General features: G+C 28.6%; 16 protein-coding genes. All 16 read left to right on the top strand.

Annotated elements, in window-relative coordinates; translation table 11 throughout:
• The first annotated feature begins 639 nt into the window (after positions 1 to 639).
• The 16 genes from AAHT65_RS17835 to AAHT65_RS17760 all read left to right on the top strand — a co-directional run bounded on the left by AAHT65_RS17835 (position 640) and on the right by AAHT65_RS17760 (position 16,066).
• Complete coding sequence (locus AAHT65_RS17835; protein WP_343310611.1) at positions 640 to 876, top strand: phosphopantetheine-binding protein; 237 nt, start codon at positions 640 to 642, stop codon at positions 874 to 876.
• A 5-nt stretch (positions 877 to 881) separates the two neighbouring features.
• The gene (locus tag AAHT65_RS17830) at positions 882 to 2,024 is read left to right on the top strand and encodes an acyl-CoA dehydrogenase family protein (RefSeq protein ID WP_343310610.1); all 1,143 of its coding nucleotides are present in this window, start codon (positions 882 to 884) and stop codon (positions 2,022 to 2,024) included.
• A gap of 235 nt (positions 2,025 to 2,259) precedes the next feature.
• Positions 2,260 to 3,018, top strand: a complete 759-nt coding sequence (locus AAHT65_RS17825; protein WP_214918957.1) for a hypothetical protein — start codon at positions 2,260 to 2,262, stop codon at positions 3,016 to 3,018.
• 135 nt (positions 3,019 to 3,153) lie between these two features.
• Entirely contained in the window at positions 3,154 to 4,020 is an 867-nt protein-coding gene (locus AAHT65_RS17820) for an HAD family hydrolase (RefSeq protein WP_343310609.1), read from the top strand.
• A gap of 167 nt (positions 4,021 to 4,187) precedes the next feature.
• Complete coding sequence (locus AAHT65_RS17815; RefSeq protein WP_214918962.1) at positions 4,188 to 4,562, top strand: HAD hydrolase family protein; 375 nt, start codon at positions 4,188 to 4,190, stop codon at positions 4,560 to 4,562.
• Positions 4,559 to 5,758, top strand: a complete 1,200-nt coding sequence (locus tag AAHT65_RS17810; RefSeq protein WP_214918964.1) for a hypothetical protein — start codon at positions 4,559 to 4,561, stop codon at positions 5,756 to 5,758. Before AAHT65_RS17815 ends, AAHT65_RS17810 begins: the two co-directional genes overlap by 4 nt.
• Before the next feature lie 136 nt (positions 5,759 to 5,894).
• A complete protein-coding gene (locus AAHT65_RS17805) occupies positions 5,895 to 7,340 on the top strand; it encodes a hypothetical protein (protein WP_343310608.1) in 1,446 nt (481 codons plus the stop codon).
• A 21-nt stretch (positions 7,341 to 7,361) separates the two neighbouring features.
• The gene (locus tag AAHT65_RS17800; RefSeq protein ID WP_214918968.1) at positions 7,362 to 8,411 is read left to right on the top strand and encodes a Gfo/Idh/MocA family protein; all 1,050 of its coding nucleotides are present in this window, start codon (positions 7,362 to 7,364) and stop codon (positions 8,409 to 8,411) included.
• Positions 8,412 to 8,413: 2 nt separating this feature from the next.
• Entirely contained in the window at positions 8,414 to 9,151 is a 738-nt protein-coding gene (locus AAHT65_RS17795) for an SDR family oxidoreductase (protein ID WP_214918969.1), read from the top strand.
• A 45-nt stretch (positions 9,152 to 9,196) separates the two neighbouring features.
• Positions 9,197 to 9,988 (top strand): HAD-IIB family hydrolase, encoded by a 792-nt coding sequence (locus tag AAHT65_RS17790; protein ID WP_044796688.1) that lies wholly within the window; start codon positions 9,197 to 9,199, stop codon positions 9,986 to 9,988.
• Between the two features lie 19 nt (positions 9,989 to 10,007).
• Positions 10,008 to 11,000 carry an ADP-ribosylglycohydrolase family protein gene (locus AAHT65_RS17785; protein WP_214918971.1) on the top strand — a complete coding sequence of 331 codons (993 nt, stop codon included), beginning with the start codon at positions 10,008 to 10,010 and terminating at the stop codon, positions 10,998 to 11,000.
• 1 nt (position 11,001) lies between these two features.
• Positions 11,002 to 11,814, top strand: coding sequence for an aminoglycoside phosphotransferase family protein (locus AAHT65_RS17780; protein WP_187294106.1), 813 nt, complete (start codon positions 11,002 to 11,004; stop codon positions 11,812 to 11,814).
• Positions 11,815 to 11,832: 18 nt separating this feature from the next.
• On the top strand, positions 11,833 to 12,969 hold the full coding sequence (locus AAHT65_RS17775; RefSeq protein WP_343310607.1) for a nucleotidyltransferase family protein: 1,137 nt from the start codon (positions 11,833 to 11,835) through the stop codon (positions 12,967 to 12,969).
• A 226-nt stretch (positions 12,970 to 13,195) separates the two neighbouring features.
• Positions 13,196 to 14,491, top strand: coding sequence for a glycosyltransferase family 2 protein (locus AAHT65_RS17770; protein ID WP_214918976.1), 1,296 nt, complete (start codon positions 13,196 to 13,198; stop codon positions 14,489 to 14,491).
• Positions 14,492 to 14,503: 12 nt separating this feature from the next.
• Positions 14,504 to 15,340, top strand: a complete 837-nt coding sequence (locus AAHT65_RS17765; RefSeq protein ID WP_214918978.1) for a hypothetical protein — start codon at positions 14,504 to 14,506, stop codon at positions 15,338 to 15,340.
• 9 nt (positions 15,341 to 15,349) lie between these two features.
• Positions 15,350 to 16,066: a sugar phosphate nucleotidyltransferase gene (locus tag AAHT65_RS17760; RefSeq protein WP_343310606.1), complete on the top strand. Its 717-nt coding sequence runs from the start codon at positions 15,350 to 15,352 to the stop codon at positions 16,064 to 16,066.
• Positions 16,067 to 16,259 lie beyond the last annotated feature (193 nt).

Genomic DNA, 16,259 nt, shown 5'->3' with positions numbered 1-16,259 from the left:
TACGAATAGCTTTATATTTCAGCTATTCGTTCACTTGTGGCCCGTAATTCAATGTTTAAAGTCTTGTATCATTACTATACAACGTGCTATGAGAAGTCACTGGAAAACAGTAGTTACTATTTCCTTATGTTGTAAGTTACTGCATGTGTTGTTTGTCATTGGTCAAAAAAACGTGAGTTTAATGGATTAAGATTAGTAAGAGAATCACCTCAAACCCACACATTACAGGCTGTTTAACACTTTTACAAATATTCTTTAAAAGTTACTGTTATTTTTAAACAAACACAACTAGTGCGGAGTTAGAACTTATTTTTCCCATTGGGGTATCAGTCACAGCGTAGGAACGTTTCCAACCTCCACCTTATGATACGCAGGACTAAGGAAAGTATGGATATAATCTAGAGAGACCTAGGAGGGTAGCGAACGTGATTAGTGTGGAGATTCCTTAGCGCAGTTATAAATTTATTTCCTGAATTTAACCATTTTTAATAGAATGTATCCCATGCTACAAATATTTTGTGAATATTGAACAAATATACATTAAATTTGGTGTGTTTTCTAGATGGTAACAATGAGATTTTGAGAATATGTGAGTATTTTGAAGGGAAATTAACTTTATTGAGGGAGGATATAGAAAATATGGAAAGTGAATTTTTAGAAATACTCAATAATCACATAACTGAGGGAGTAGAAGCTAATTTGACCACCAGCTTAAAGGATCTGGGGTTGGATTCAATGGCATCTATTGATTTACTTTTAGAGTTAGAAGATCAATTTAATGTTTCGTTTCCAGATGAGCTGTTAACAGAAGAAACGTTCGAAACTGGTCAAAGATTGCTTGATGCATTAAAAAAACTACTTTCAACCGAGGTATAATTTTTATGCAAAAAACAACAGAAGTATTAAAAGGTTTATTAGAAGTAATTTCAAATAATTCTCAGAGAACAGATAGTGGTGAATTCCCAATTGAGAATATAAATTTATTAAAAAAAGAAAAGCTGATGACTACTTTAATATCTAACAATAATAATAATATTACTAAGAAAATTATTGATTGTTCTCAATTAGTTCAAGAAATAGGCAAGCATTGTTTATCCACTTCAATGATATACGGGATGCACTGTCAGCAAATATTTACGATATTTAACCTCGAAGACTCTAAGGCGAAAAATATGATTATAAAAAGGCTTATCGATAAGCAAGAATATCTTTCTTCAGTTACATCCGAATATGTTAAAGGGGGACACCTTTTGACTTCTAATAGTGCTATTGATTATATAGATGAAGGACATATGTTCCTTAACAGAAAAGCTCCCGTTGTAACTGGGGGACAGTTTGCTGATGGTTTTTTAATTACTATGAAAAGGTCTTCAAATTCAAATAAAGATGATGTAGTATTGGTTTTCGCCTTTAAAGAAGAAATTCAAGCTAGTGTTAAAGGGGAGTGGTCAGCTTTAGGCATGCGAGGTACTCAAAGTGTACCAATGGAATTTAATGGTGTACTCTGCAGAGATAGAATCTTAAATATAAATCCTTTTATCGATATAGCTAAAATTTACACAATTCCGTTAGGTCATATCATGTGGGCATCTAGCTGGTTAGGATCAATAAAAGCAGCTTTTAAACAATTTATAAAAATAATTAAAAGAAACCAAGAAAAAAGAAACTCAGAAACAGTGTTAAGCAAAGTATCAGAGATACGTCTGTTAATAGAGACAGTTGATATATATTTAAAATCAGTTATAGAAAAATATACAAGATATCTTCAAAATGATGTGAAAATCGTTGACTGGAATAAATTTAGCTTACATATTAATAATTTAAAGATACTAGCTTCAGAAAACCTTTACAAAGCTATTAACATTATAATTGAAGTAGTTGGGATGTACTTTGGTTACCAGCAAATTGAAGGAATTAATTTTGAAAGGACATTGAGAGATTTGAGATCTGCCTCAATTATGTTTCATAACAACAGGTTAAAGGAAGTTAATGGAAAACTTTCTTTATTTAACTCTGAAATATAATAAGAAAAATAAGTGAGTTGTTATTACTTCTGAGTAAATTCTATTTGTTAAAGACAGTTTTACTTTATCTTATATATACTACAAAAACTAGAAGTGAATTTACTCTAGAGGGACTCTGTTGGGGAGGGTTGTACATTACCTAAATATCTAATGTCTACGTTTTCTAATATTTTTTAGATATATGATGTATTGAAATTAATTTAACTACTTAACAATGTTATCAGAGGAGGATATTATGTCTAAAGAGATTAATAATACTAAAATAAGCGAGGAATTAATAAATCAAATTTCTAATGTTTATATTAAACACACCAGCTCATACTTCAAAGGGTTAATATTACACGGTTCGGCTCACAAAGGCGGTACTATTGCAAAATCGAGTGACATTGATTTTAGATTATATTTGGATGATGAGATTTTTAACAATAACGGCACATTACCACTGGAAATGTATTTGAAAATAAATGAAGATCTATCACTTATAAATATAAAACCATTTAGTTATATTCAATGTGATGCAATTCCAATTTCTAAATTGCAAGATGATATTGGTTTAGTTCAAGGAAGTTATAGATTAATAAGTGGTAATATTCCTATAAAGGAAGCTTCAAATTTAGAATTGAAAAATGAGGCTGAAAACCAATTAAGTAACTTAGAGACTGTGCCAGGTTGTTTCTCCAGTCTTCTTGATTGTGGGGGAGACCGTATAGAAAGATTAATTAGACTTTTATCCACTCAAGTTTGGCCAATATTATTTCACACTGCTACTTTAGAAAACGGGGATGGGAATTTCATTTGGAAACTTCCTAAAAATAAAATGTTTAAATATTTACCTAATCAAATAACGAATTTAGCAGAAACCTTCTTTATAATGTTATATGACTATCATAATAATGAGGATACTAAAATAAATGTATATGATTTAACCCACTCAGGTTATATGATTTTCTCAAGTGTGAAGGATTGGTACGATAAAGAATACAACAAGCAATAATTAATGTTTGTTTAATAAATTTCTATTTGAAACTTCTTGAAGAAACGCTTTCATAGTTGAAAAAAGATATGTTGTGGGAGATGTTGTTAATTTTATAAAAATATAAAATTTCTATTTGGAGATGGTGCATTTGAAATGAGTGAAATTACAAATGTTAAAGAAGTAATTTTAGATAAAAAATTAATTATTTTCGATATTGATGGTACCTTGCACAACAATGAAAGTCAAAGAGAATTAGGTTCATCCACAATTTCCTTATTAAATGAGATTAATAAAATTATACCAATTACTTTTGCTAGTGGAAGGTATGTTACTTCAGCCCTAAGCTGCTTAAAGAACTTTAATTTTAAATATCCTTTAGTTTGTGCAAATGGAAGTACAGTTTATAATCCGGTCAATAAAGAAATGATCAAACAAAAGACTTTTAGTGCTGAAATAGTCAATAGAATCTATAAAGAATACAGTAATAATTTTTATTTTGCATCGGATATTGGTTCTGAAATTTACACTTGTAGTCGTAAATTTAAAATCCTATATTCAATATCTTTTGGAACAGACTCCAATTATATAAAATGTAACTTAAAGAAAATGTTGGAAAGTAATTCTAGCACTTTGATCTTAATGCCTAAATATAAAGATTTTGATTTACCAATAGGTCATTTAAATTCTATAGTTAATCCTTTTGAGGTCAAACTGCAAAATGGTACAAATTATATCGAGATTAAATATTGTCAATCAAACAAATTTTGCGGAGTACAAACTTTAAGAGAATTCCTTTCTTTAGATGATAAAGATATTCTTGCTTTTGGCAATGATGAAAATGATATTGAGTTATTCAAAAGTGTCGGAACATCGATTGCTGTTGAGAATGCATTAGAAATTTTAAAAGAAAAAGCAACTTTTACTCTTCAAAATTCCATAAATGATTTCTTGGAAGAAAGTTTATACTTACTTAAAAGTAAAAAAAGGAGCAATCCTGTAATGAAAAACTTTAAGGACTGAAGCAAAAGGAGCCTCTAGGTATGAATCTAGGTGTTCGAATCTGTAGTGTAGGGTCCCTTCAATTAGAAACAAGGAGGGCTCATTAATGGGTTATATACAAATGGTAATTATGAGATTTTGAGAATACGTGAGTATTTGAAAGGATAATTAAATTGGGAGGATTGAATATGAGATACATAATTGATTTAGATGGTACAATTTGTGACTTGAAAGAACCAAATCAAAGTTATTCGGAGGTTAAACCCAAAAAAAATGTTAAGGAAGCTTTACAGAAGATGGTTGATAGAGGAGATACCATTATTATCTTTACTGCACGCCACATGAAGACATGTGAAAATAATGTTGAATTGGTTGAAGAAAGAATTGGAAAGATAACAAGAGAATGGTTGAATAGGTACGAGATACCGTACGACCAATTAATTTTTGGTAAACCATATGGAGACGTATATATTGATGATTTAGCATATAAATTTAAGGGATGGGCCGAGTTCATAAAAGATAATAGTTTTGGAAAAGATAACTTTGAGGAGTTAAAAAAATGAAGATTGCTTCACAGGAAAAAATAAATTCTATTTTAAAGTTTGTTATTGATACAGCATCAAATTATCCTCTATTGGCTAAAACCCAAAAATTTGATGAAGTTTTTGATATATTCGGTTTTGAAGAAGAATTAGTATCCGAAAATTTTAGTTATAATAGTCCTTTCTTTAAACTATTAAAAATTGGAAAAGAAGACAAGACAGCTGTAAAGATATACCTTTGTAAATCATTTATTAACGAATATTCAATCTACAATGAACTTGAAAAATATTTATTAAATCATGGATCCGAAAAACCATTTTTAAAGTATAAAGCACACAAAGTTAAACATGTTAATTTTAAAGAGTATTTTATTTATCAAGCATTAGATAGTAGTGAAGTAATTTATATAGTTAATAAATATGAGCAGAAAATATATTTTATTATCAGTGAGAATATTAATAACTCTATAGCGGGATTTGCGTTGAATAGATTTATAAAAAATGTTTCACGATATAGGTTAGATAGAAATAAATTATTACCATTGCATAGTGCAGCTGTAGATTATAATGGTAATGGAATTCTAGTTTCAGGAAATAAATTTGCCGGTAAAACTACAACTCTTAGTAATTTATTAGAAATAGAAAATATTAACTTGGTATCCAACGACATTATTTCCATAGATGAACATCTCAATGCTTATGGATGGCCACAAGCTGTAAGTGTAAGATTTGCGACTATTAAATTGAATTCGACCTTAAAAACATATTTTTTAAACAATCCCCAGTTATTGTATCCTTTTAATGAAGAAAATATACATAGAAAATACAATGACTATTTAGATATGAAAAACGATTCTCATAAAACGAAAATAAAATTTACTCCTAATGAATATGCAAAAATATTTAATAAAAGGTTATTTGAAAAGACAAAAATAAAAGTTCTTATTTTTCCAAAGTATGATAAAAATATTTCTTCACTAAAGATTGAAACTCTTTATAAAGAAGATATAATTTCTCATCTCGATGAACAGATAAAACTGGATAAAATGTTTGATCCATGGTTTGAATTAGATGAAAGCAGTTCTATTCATAATAAAATAAAAGCAATATTAACTAATGATATTTTAGTTTTGAAAATTGTGCAGAATGAAAAAACAAAAAATGAGTTTGTTGATTTAATTAAAGAATTACATAATAACGGTTTTACTATTAATTAGGAGGTACTGTGGTATTGAAAATTTTCATACTACTAAATGTAAAATGAAAAACAAAACTGCAATTTTGCTAATTTCACAAAATCTCAGAAATGAAAAAGAAATAATTGAGTTAAAGAGAATCAATGGAAAACCAATTATGATGCATTCTATTACTAATCTAATAAAGAAAGGATACAGTAATTTCATAATAGTTTTGCCACGAGCTAAAAAGTATGTAATTGAAAAATTGTATAATGATTTTTTTAAATCTTCTAAAATAGCATTTAGATTCATAATAAAAGAAGATTTAAATAATTATGAAATGTTTCAAGAAATATTTGCAAACAATAGTGATAACTTACTATTTTATAAGGCGAACTCCTTGTTAAATTTTGACCTGTTAAAAAATTCAAATATTGATTTTATTATTAAAACGCTGGTTCAGGAAACAAAAAGCAGTGGTCGAGAGTCAATAGCAGCAATAAATATTTCTGAATGGCAAAAATATAAAATTAATATTACTAATTATTTTAAAAATAACAGAGAACCCAATGATTTATTAGTAGAGTTGGCAAAATGTTATAAGGAAGAAAAATACAATGGGATAGAAGAGCTTAATGAGATTATTGATGAAGATGGAATAGTAATTAATAATTATCTCAATTATGTAAAAGCATCGAGAGAGTATTTTAATAGTAGAGAATTCAATAAGTTACAATTGATGGATAATAGTATAATAGAAAAAAAGAGTCTGTATAAAGGAATAAGTGATGAAATTTATTGGTACCAAGAAGCCGAAAAAAACGGCATAAATATTACACCGAAATTATTGAAAACTTCTAAAGATAATCTCAGTTATTACATAGAATTTATTGACTACCCTTCCTTATCGGAAACCTTTGTGTTTGAGGATATTCAGGAAAATGTTTGGGATTTTATTTTCGAGGAATTAATTAATCGAATTAATAATCAGCTATGGGTTAAGAAAAAAACTCTTAATATAACTTCTACATCTCATTCTATGTATTATAATAAAACAATTAAAAGGTTGACAAAATGGAATCGACAAGATCTTCTTGAAAGTGAGAACTACATTGTCAATGGTGAAAAGATAAAAGGTTTTAAATATCAATGGCCAAAGTTAGAGGAGAAAATTTCTAATCTAGTGAATAACTCTAATAATTACTGTTCAGTAATTCATGGAGATCTCTGTTTTTCTAATATCTTATTATCAACAAGAAGTTTTTCTTTTAAACTTATTGATCCCAGAGGGGAGTTTGGAAGAAGAAGTATTTATGGAGACTACCGTTATGACATTGCAAAACTTAGACAATCATATCACGGTCAATATGATTACATAATTGCAGGCTTATATAATGTCAAAGAATATTCTAAAGGGAATTTTTCTATTGAAATTTTTGATGAAAATTTCAAGGGTTATAAGAATTTCGATAAATTTTTAGAAAAATTAAATGTGGATTTAAAAGAAATTGAATTAATAGAGGCATTATTATTTTTGTCAATGATACCGTTGCATTATGATGATTCTGATAGGCAGTTGGCTTTTTTTATAAAAGCAATAGGGATTATAAACAAATTATAAAAATTAAGAGGTGTTACTAACTTGAATTTGTTAACAAAAGAAAATGTAAATATTGCATTAATTGGGTGTGGAAGACATTTAACAAGAAGCTTATTACCCAATATATTTGCTCATCCAAAAACATCAATTGTCGCTGCGGCAGACATAATACCCGAAAGACTAGAGGCTATATCAAAAAAGATTAAGGGGATAAAGACATTCAAATCAGCAGAAGATTTATTAGAACAAGCCACTGAATTAAGTATTGATGCCGTTGTAATATCAATGGATCCAGCAGGGCATCTTAAATTTGCTGAGAAAGCAATTCAAAAAGATTTGCATGTATTTGTTGAAAAACCAGCAGCCTTTTTTGAAGAGGATTTAAGAAAGATTGGAATTGAAGCTGAAAGAAAAAATTTAGCTACATGTGTAGGCTCAAAATGGCGTTACACTCCAGGAACAAAAGTATTAAAAGATTGGATAAATATTGATTCGGTAGAAAGAGATCCTGACTTGATTTTATTAGATGTCACTTTTCCTAAAGGTTTGACTGATGAAGTATGGGGGCTAAACGGTGTACAAGCAGCTTTCTACGATATGTATATTCATGCAATTGATTATATTTTTTCTTGGTTAGGAAATATCTCTGATATTAAGACTGATTTAATCAAAGTTGAAAAAAATAAACAGAAGGTTGTAATAATTTGCAAAAATTCAGAAGGTAAAACTGCTATAGCTTCACTTGTGAGAGGATCGGCAGCATACCAAGTTAATTTTACAGCTCACTTAAATGACGGAACTCAGGCTATACTCAAAGACTTAACTCACCTTGAAATAACACCGGTTACACCATGGTCTAATACCGAGGGTTCTTTGAGAGACCACCCTTCTTTACAATGGAATCCAGGGAGACTATATAGGGGGTACGCAAGAGCTGGATATGCAGAGGAATGGGATTCATTTATTGAATCAATTTTATCTAATACTACTACACCGACAAATTTAATTATGGCTTCATCAGTTTTAGGCGTAATTGAAAGGTGTCTTCACCAAATTGGCCACCCTTTGAATAAAGATAAAGTAGGTAAATAAAAGTGAAAAATACAGTAGTAATAACAGGTGCAAATAAAGGTTTTGGACTAGAGCTAGTAAAAGCTTTTTTAAGAGAAGGTTATTCTGTAATAGCTGGAGCCAGAACATTTGATAAATTAATGCCACTAAAAGAAGAGTTTGCTGAATCTCTTACTATGGAATATATAGACTTAAATGATGAAACTTCTATTGATACATTTGCAAGCAATATTAAAAGTAAGCATAAGGTAGATGTAATAATTAATAATGCAGCTACAAGTCAGGGGGTAGGAAGAATTTATGAACTCGATCCAAGCGATTGGAGCTATGTTATGCAAGTGAATTTATTAGGCCATATAAAATTAATTAATCTTTTAGTACCAAAACTTATTGAACAAAGAAAAGGATCAATAATTAATATAGGTTCAATGGGTGGAAAAAAACCGCTCAATTTATTAGGTTCTTATTGTGTGAGTAAAGCTGCACTCCACCACTATTCACTTTGCTTGGCAAGTGAGTTAAGAGACTTTCAGATTAGAGTAAATACTGTGGGGATTTCTGCTAATACAGACTTATATAAAGAGCATGCTTATCAAAAAGCTGAACTGGGTTATACTCGCACAGTTGAGAGGATGAAAGAAAATTCGCTTCCTCACCCCTCAGAAAGTACAGATTTAATATTATTTTTGGCTTCTGAAAAGTCGAAACACATAACAGGGCAGTATATTGAATGTCAATCTATGAATATACCAACATGGTAAGAGATTCACCATCGTTCACAGAATTTTACAAAGGGTTTGTTGAAAATGTATAAAGGGTTAGTTTTGGATATTGATAATACAATTGTAAGAGAGAGAAAAAATAAAATTACGGATGAAGATTTAAGTAGCATAAAGTATTTAAATGAAATAGGTGTTCCAATAATTCTTGCAACTGGGAGAACTCATACTAATGCCCAGATTATCGCTGAAAAAATTGGTTTAAATAATCCTATAATTAGTTCGTATGGTGCGATGATAAGATCCTCGACTTCAAAAAATGACTTAATCTACAAAAAATACAATATGGAACCGGAGGATGTATTAACTCTAATGGACATTATAAATAGTACACCTTTTGTTTGTGGCTATATAGTTACGACAAATGGGACACTTTTTGTCAGTAATTGTGCCTCAAATGTTAAAGACATCTTCCGTCCTTTTATTAATTACAATACTTTTTTAAGAAATAACCTTTTGTATTCAGTGTTACAAATAACTATATATAATTTAGATAAGAATTTAAAATATCATGATAGAATTTATAATTTAATACAAGGTTCAGTTAAAGCTAAAGTTACAAAAAAAACTAGAGTTATAGTGCTACATAGTCATAAAACAAATAAAGGAATAGCATTAGATGAGTTATGTACATTGAGAAATTGGAATATAAAAGAATTTATTGCAATTGGCGATAATGAATTTGATATACCGATGTTTGAAAAAGCAGCAATCTCTATTGGCTTCGAAAAGGTTTATCCATATGTAGACAAAAAAATTAAAAAGGAAAACAAGAGAGCTATAGCGGAATGTATAGAGAAATACTTTATTGCTAAATAGTTTATTGTGAGGTCTTACTATGAAAAATGATTATACTTATCGTATTTTAGGGACATTAAATGGATTAGCTATTGGTGATGCATTTGGAACTCCAGCTGTTCATTATTCTCCGCGAGAAATTCCTGAAATGTACGGTGAAAAGATTACAAATTTTATTACTCCTATTAGGAGATCAGGTAAAGGTAAATCTAAATGGGAAAAGTATGAAGTGACAGATGATACTATACAAACTTTAATCCTTGCAAACTCATTAATAAAGTTTAATGGATTTTCAAGGGAGGGATTTGGAAAGGAGTTGCTAAAAATAGAAGAAAGATACTGTAAACCAGGGACTGGGTGCGGAAGATTTAGGGTTAAAGCAAATCCCAATAATATTGCTGAGGGAGGAGAAGGGAATGGATCTTCCATGAGGATTGCACCAATAGGCATATGTTGTAGTGTACATGAAGTAGACAAATTGGTGAGATTAGCAGTAGATTCATCCACTTTAACTCATAATACTATGGGCGCTTTAGGTGGTTCAGTGGCAATAGCTTCTGCAGTATCAGCAGCAATAGAAGGTTATACGATTAATGAAATTATAGAATTTTCTTTAAATACGTTAAGGAAATTTGAAACAAGATATTCCAGTAAATGCTCATGTTCAATATTAAAAGAAATTAAATTTGCTATTGATATTGGCCCGGAAAAGTATGTTGAACATTTAATATTGAATAAGTATAAAACAGATGAAGGCGAGTGGGGGTTTATAGCATTAGAATCGGTCGCTTGTGTGTTTTCACTTTTATCTTTAAATCTATCATTCAAAGAATCTGCAATAAAGTCTGTGAATCTTGGTGGGGACTCAGATTCAACTACTAGTATGCTATGTGCTATTTTAGGAGCTATAAACTTTGAAGATATACCTCATGATTGGTTAAGAAATGTAGGACAAAAAAACAATTTAGATTTCAAGGAATTAGCAATAAATTTAAATAATTTAAGGGTGCACGGTCTGAAAGATGATAACTAAAATGGATGGAAACTATGAAAACATAACCAAAATAATAAATTATGAATCTTCAATACAATTTGTAGAAAAGAAGTTTAGAAGTCCAGATAGGTTTTATTGTGAGCTAAATGCACTTAATTTATGTGACGGGGTTATTAAATGCCCTAAGGTACTTGATATTGATAAAAAAAATCTAAGAATTAATTTAAGCTTTATTTATGGCGAAAGTATCATTGCACAACAAACAAACAAAACTCATCTCATAAATTTAGCGGAAATTTTACAAAAATTACACTGTATTAAAGTGGAGAATTTTGGTTATTTAAACTCTGATGTAACCAGTCAATTAGATAATTGGTTAATTTACTTAACAAACCGATTTAACAAGCGCGTGTTAGATCTAGGATTAAATATTGAAAATATTAATAAGTTTGAAAGCTACTTCAAATCAAACCTTGATAATTTAATATGTGAAGATTTAAAACCTGTACTGATGCATCATGACTTAAAACCAGCAAATATCATTGTTACTCCTAATAATGATATTGCATTAATTGATTTTGACAGAGCGTGTGGAGGGGATCCAGTTTCTGATTTAGCTAAATTATATAGTAGAACTTTCCATCGAGAGGAAACAAATGAATGGTTTTTCTTTTTAGAAAGATATCTAGGGAAGACAACTGATAAAGATATTATGAAGAGAATAGAGTTTTATGATGTTTTGCATAGTATGGGTTCAATAGCATACTATAATTCAAACCCATCATTAAAATATAAAAAGATCGCAGATAATGCGAAAACTCATATAAGAAGAATAGTAAATTTAGAATTCTAAGTTTTTAGGGGGTAAAAAATGCTTAATAGTAAGTGGGAAAAAGAAGAAGAGTTATTAATACTCTCGGTAAAAAAAAATCCAAAAGAAGAAGAAATTAATAGACTAAAAAATCTACTTAATTCTCATCTAGATTGGAGTAAGGTAATAGGTCTAATGGAGACACATAGAACTACTGGTATTGCATGGAACAGAATTAAAAAGTATGTAATTGAGCAAGAACTAGAAAAAAAATATACATGTAAATATCCGCACTTCTATAAATTTTTGAAAAAAAACTATTTTTTTCAAAAGGAAAAAGCAGGTAATCAAATCGATTACACTGCAACAATATGCAATGAACTGACTAGGAATAATATTCCTTATGTATTATTAAAGGGTTTAGTTCTTTCTTTGTTTGTATATGAGGATTTAGGGGCAAGAAATTTTAATGACAATGACATCTTAGTACATCCAGAACATATTGATAAGGCTATTAACATTTTTAAGAATCTAGGATATACACAGGGAGTTATTAAAGAAAACAATACCGTTGTTGAAGTTGGTAGGAAAGAAAAAGTTATTAGAACTATGACATCGCATGAGGTTATTCCGCTCGTAAAGTTAGTTGATGAGGCATTTTTAGATCATCATATTATAGATTTGCATTTTTCTATTAACCTCATGTCTAAGAATAGAAATGTGAAATTAGTTGAAGATATATTAGAAAGTAAAATCAGTTTACCTTATGATAACAGTACATTTTATTCAATGAATTGGTCTTATGTATTGCTATTTTTATCTATACACTTTTATAAAGAAGCCGTTTCTTTTAGAGATTTAAACGTTTATAAAGATCTTCTGCTATATAAGATTAACGATTTAGTTTGGACAATAGAAAGTAAATCCATAAATTGGAGATATTTTTTATCATTAGTTCAACAGTTAAATTTTGAAAAAGAAGTTTATTTTACATTCTATTATACTAATAGTATCTTCTCAGATGTAATACCTGATGAAGTTTTAAACTCAATTAAACCAGCAGATACAAATTACCTTAATCATGTTTATTATTACGACTCAAACGAAATAGCTGTAAGATGGAACAACGAAATTCATGAACGGTTCTTTGATATGAATAGACCTTCCAAGATAAGTCAACCATTTTATACAAAATAAAAAATATAATTTATGGTTATTTGTTTGCGCTATACAAAAATCTGCAAAGAGTAATATTAATGTTACTAACAAAAAAGCTTTATTATTAAATGGTTAAAAACTTTTAGTAAATTTTGAAAAGAAGTGTGTAAGTTAGTTTGTTAATAAGTGGGATAGATAATTATATTAACCGATGTTAATGTCAAAATCATTATAAGGGTAACTTGATTAATTAAGAGGTGATAATTTGACATTTGTTATTATTCTAAAAATAGTGCTGTTTTTAGAGGTACTTATAATGTGTGGAGCTATTAAAAATTATATTAATATTAATAAAACAATAAAAAATACTAAAATTTATAGATATGGAGAGGAAGATGTAAATTTTAGTATTTTCTTGCCATGTCATAAGGAATATAATTTAATTGAAGAAACTTTATTATACTTTAACAATTTCACAAAATCTCATAATACTAGTGTTTTTGTAATAGTAGCTACTGAATTAGAGAGTAATGGTAAAAAAGTTAAAGAAGATTCTTATACAAGATGTTTGGATTTTATAAAGAATAACAATTTATCAATAAAAGTTATATTTGACGAAACAATTAGTAGTACTAAAACTTCTAAACTTAGTTTTGCTCTAAATTCTATAAATAAAATTCCTAAAAAGACCTATATAGGTGTATACGACTTTGATGCTCGTCCCCATAAAAATACTATAAATTGGATAGCAAATGATATTTGTTATAGGAAAGGCGATATGCCTACGGTTTATCAACAAATACCTTATGTAATTCAAAATGTTAATACTAAAACTCCGAAGGTTATTGACTTACTTTCTATATGGCATATCAGGAGATCATTGGGGATTGAGGGTTACAATTTCTTTTCTAAGAAATCAAAAAAAGACATCTTTTATTTAATGGGATCAGGAATGTATATTAGAGTAGATGAACTTTTAAATGTAGGAGGATTTCCTGATTATTCAGATGACATTGCACTTGGCTATAGATTCTATTTACTTAATAAAAAACAGGTTATAATTCCTTATCCTGCCATAGTTTCTGGCTTGAATAATCTAAAGGACTATTTTAATCAAATAACGAGAATTTATTATGGGATTTTTTCTATTAGAGAACAATATAAGTATCTCACGCTTAATGGAATAAAAGTTACTAAAACGAATTATTTTATGAAGTTTATATATTCAATTTTTGATGTGACGAGGGAAGTGATTTTGTTAGTAAGTTTACTTTTAAGTGTATATATAACAAAAAGTATCATTGCTTTAATTATTTGTTTAACATTATTATTATTAAAATATCTTGTATATAATATTTTATTTAATAAAATTAAATACGATTGGATCGAAAACTCTAATAAATACAATTGGAATAGAAAAATAGTACATATATTAAAAAATACATTAATAGGGTTTACCCTAAATATCCCATTTAGAACGTTAGCCTTACTAAATTTTATACTAAAAAAAGGGTCTTTAGAGTCAAAATTTTTTCTAAGCAGCAATAAAGAAAAAATTTAAAAGGATGTTTTTATGAATTTACTATTATCTTCAATATTGAAAGAAAATGGAATAGAAGCAACTGTTTTTCCACATAAATCACATAATAATCATTTTAAAGGAAGTATAGTGGGTTCAGGTAAAATAGTTTTTATAAAGGTATTTAGGGATCAATCTTTGTTTATAAATGAAAAAAAAATCCTCACCCAATACTTGGCTAAGGAATTAATTTGTCATTTTAACTATCAAACCTTTTACTTTTTAATAACACCCTTTAAAAATTATTTTGAAATTGATTTCGATCAGGAAGGTGTTATAGAGGAGGCTGGCTCTTTAATTGCAAACTTTCATAACAAGCACTCTAATTTTATTTCTAGAAAAGACAGAATAAACTTATCTCCTCCTTCAGAAAGAATTTATAAGCTGTTAAATAATATGAAGACCCATTATAAAATAGATCATATATCTAGTCACTTTAATGTTATAAAACATAAATTAGCCTCTTTAGATAAAGAGTTTATGAATAAAGAAAGTATAAAATTTATTCACGGTGATTTTGGTTCTAGAAATATTAAACTTCATAATAATAAATTTGAATTGATAGATTTTGAACGGTCTAGATTAGATAATGTATGGGTGGAATTTATCAAATTATTTGAACTAGATTTATGTGATAGGAAGAAAATAAATGTTTTTAAATGGTCATATGAAAAAGTATCTTTCTTACCGATAATATCTAAAGATTTATATTATTTACTAGTATTTATAGAAGTTATTAGTATATACGATTATACATCGTTAAATAGAGATCCAAATTTTGAAAAAAAAGCTGATATGCTATTAGAGAAACTAAAGGTTATATATAACTAGGAGGGGACAATGAAAGTATTAATTACTATGGCTGGACGTGGACAAAGATTCCTTAACAAGGGATTCACAATACCAAAATATATGATAAATGTACAAAATAATAGTTTATTTTATTGGTCAATAATTTCTCTTAAGAATTTTTTTGAATATGAGTTTATTTTTATGGCAGTAAAAGAACATGATTGTGTGAAGTTTATTAAAAGACAATGTGAATTATTAGGAATAGATAATTACAAAATTATTGAGCTAAATTCTTTTACTTGTGGACAAGCTGAAACTGCCTATAATGCCAAAAATTATATTAATGTTGATGAACAAGTAATGATATACAATATAGATACTTTTGTGGATCCGAATTCATTGAAAAAAACCAATTTTAAAAATAATGATGGTATTATTCCTGTGTTTGAAACTTTTAGTGGTGATAACTGGAGTTATGTAAAATTAAATAGCTTTGGTAGGGTAGTTGAAGTGGCAGAAAAGAAAAAAATTTCTAATTACGCTTCTATAGGCCTCTATTATTTTAGGAGATGGGAATATTTTCTAAATAGCTATGAAAGAAATAAAAACAGTATATTGCAACAATATAAAGAAATATACATAGCACCTTTATATAATGAATTTATTCAAAAATTAAATATTGGCATTCACGAGATTCCTAAGGAAAATATAATTCCCTTAGGAACACCTGAAGAGGTTGAAGTTTTTGAGAAGTTGGTACAGTAGCGTCGCATTAAAATTATTCAAAAGAGTCTTTTGAAACATCGATAAAACCCTTTAGTAGGATAGGGTAGCGTCAGGAAACTGCGGATTTACAACGTTAAGCAAATTATAGAATAGAAAAATCGGTTCCATACAACGTTTAGGAACCGATTTATTTACTTATCTTCTTATGCTAAAGTCTCCGTTAGTTGAACAA

It is taken from the genome of Bacillus atrophaeus, assembly GCF_039519175.1.
GTDB lineage: Bacteria > Bacillota > Bacilli > Bacillales > Bacillaceae > Bacillus > Bacillus atrophaeus.
This window is presented reverse-complemented; position numbering and strand designations above follow the sequence as displayed.

What these genes read in the sequence shown, in the direction of transcription:
- AAHT65_RS17830 (WP_343310610.1), top strand. Translation starts at nt 882, where the DNA reads ATGCAAAAAACAACAGAAGTATTAAAAGGTTTATTAGAAGTAATTTCA.
- AAHT65_RS17785 (WP_214918971.1), top strand. Translation starts at nt 10,008, where the DNA reads ATGAAAAATGATTATACTTATCGTATTTTAGGGACATTAAATGGATTA.
- AAHT65_RS17815 (WP_214918962.1), top strand. Translation starts at nt 4,188, where the DNA reads ATGAGATACATAATTGATTTAGATGGTACAATTTGTGACTTGAAAGAA.
- AAHT65_RS17825 (WP_214918957.1), top strand. Translation starts at nt 2,260, where the DNA reads ATGTCTAAAGAGATTAATAATACTAAAATAAGCGAGGAATTAATAAAT.
- AAHT65_RS17805 (WP_343310608.1), top strand. Translation starts at nt 5,895, where the DNA reads ATGATGCATTCTATTACTAATCTAATAAAGAAAGGATACAGTAATTTC.
- AAHT65_RS17780 (WP_187294106.1), top strand. Translation starts at nt 11,002, where the DNA reads ATGGATGGAAACTATGAAAACATAACCAAAATAATAAATTATGAATCT.
- AAHT65_RS17835 (WP_343310611.1), top strand. Translation starts at nt 640, where the DNA reads ATGGAAAGTGAATTTTTAGAAATACTCAATAATCACATAACTGAGGGA.
- AAHT65_RS17775 (WP_343310607.1), top strand. Translation starts at nt 11,833, where the DNA reads ATGCTTAATAGTAAGTGGGAAAAAGAAGAAGAGTTATTAATACTCTCG.
- AAHT65_RS17790 (WP_044796688.1), top strand. Translation starts at nt 9,197, where the DNA reads ATGTATAAAGGGTTAGTTTTGGATATTGATAATACAATTGTAAGAGAG.
- AAHT65_RS17810 (WP_214918964.1), top strand. Translation starts at nt 4,559, where the DNA reads ATGAAGATTGCTTCACAGGAAAAAATAAATTCTATTTTAAAGTTTGTT.
- AAHT65_RS17820 (WP_343310609.1), top strand. Translation starts at nt 3,154, where the DNA reads ATGAGTGAAATTACAAATGTTAAAGAAGTAATTTTAGATAAAAAATTA.
- AAHT65_RS17765 (WP_214918978.1), top strand. Translation starts at nt 14,504, where the DNA reads ATGAATTTACTATTATCTTCAATATTGAAAGAAAATGGAATAGAAGCA.
- AAHT65_RS17760 (WP_343310606.1), top strand. Translation starts at nt 15,350, where the DNA reads ATGAAAGTATTAATTACTATGGCTGGACGTGGACAAAGATTCCTTAAC.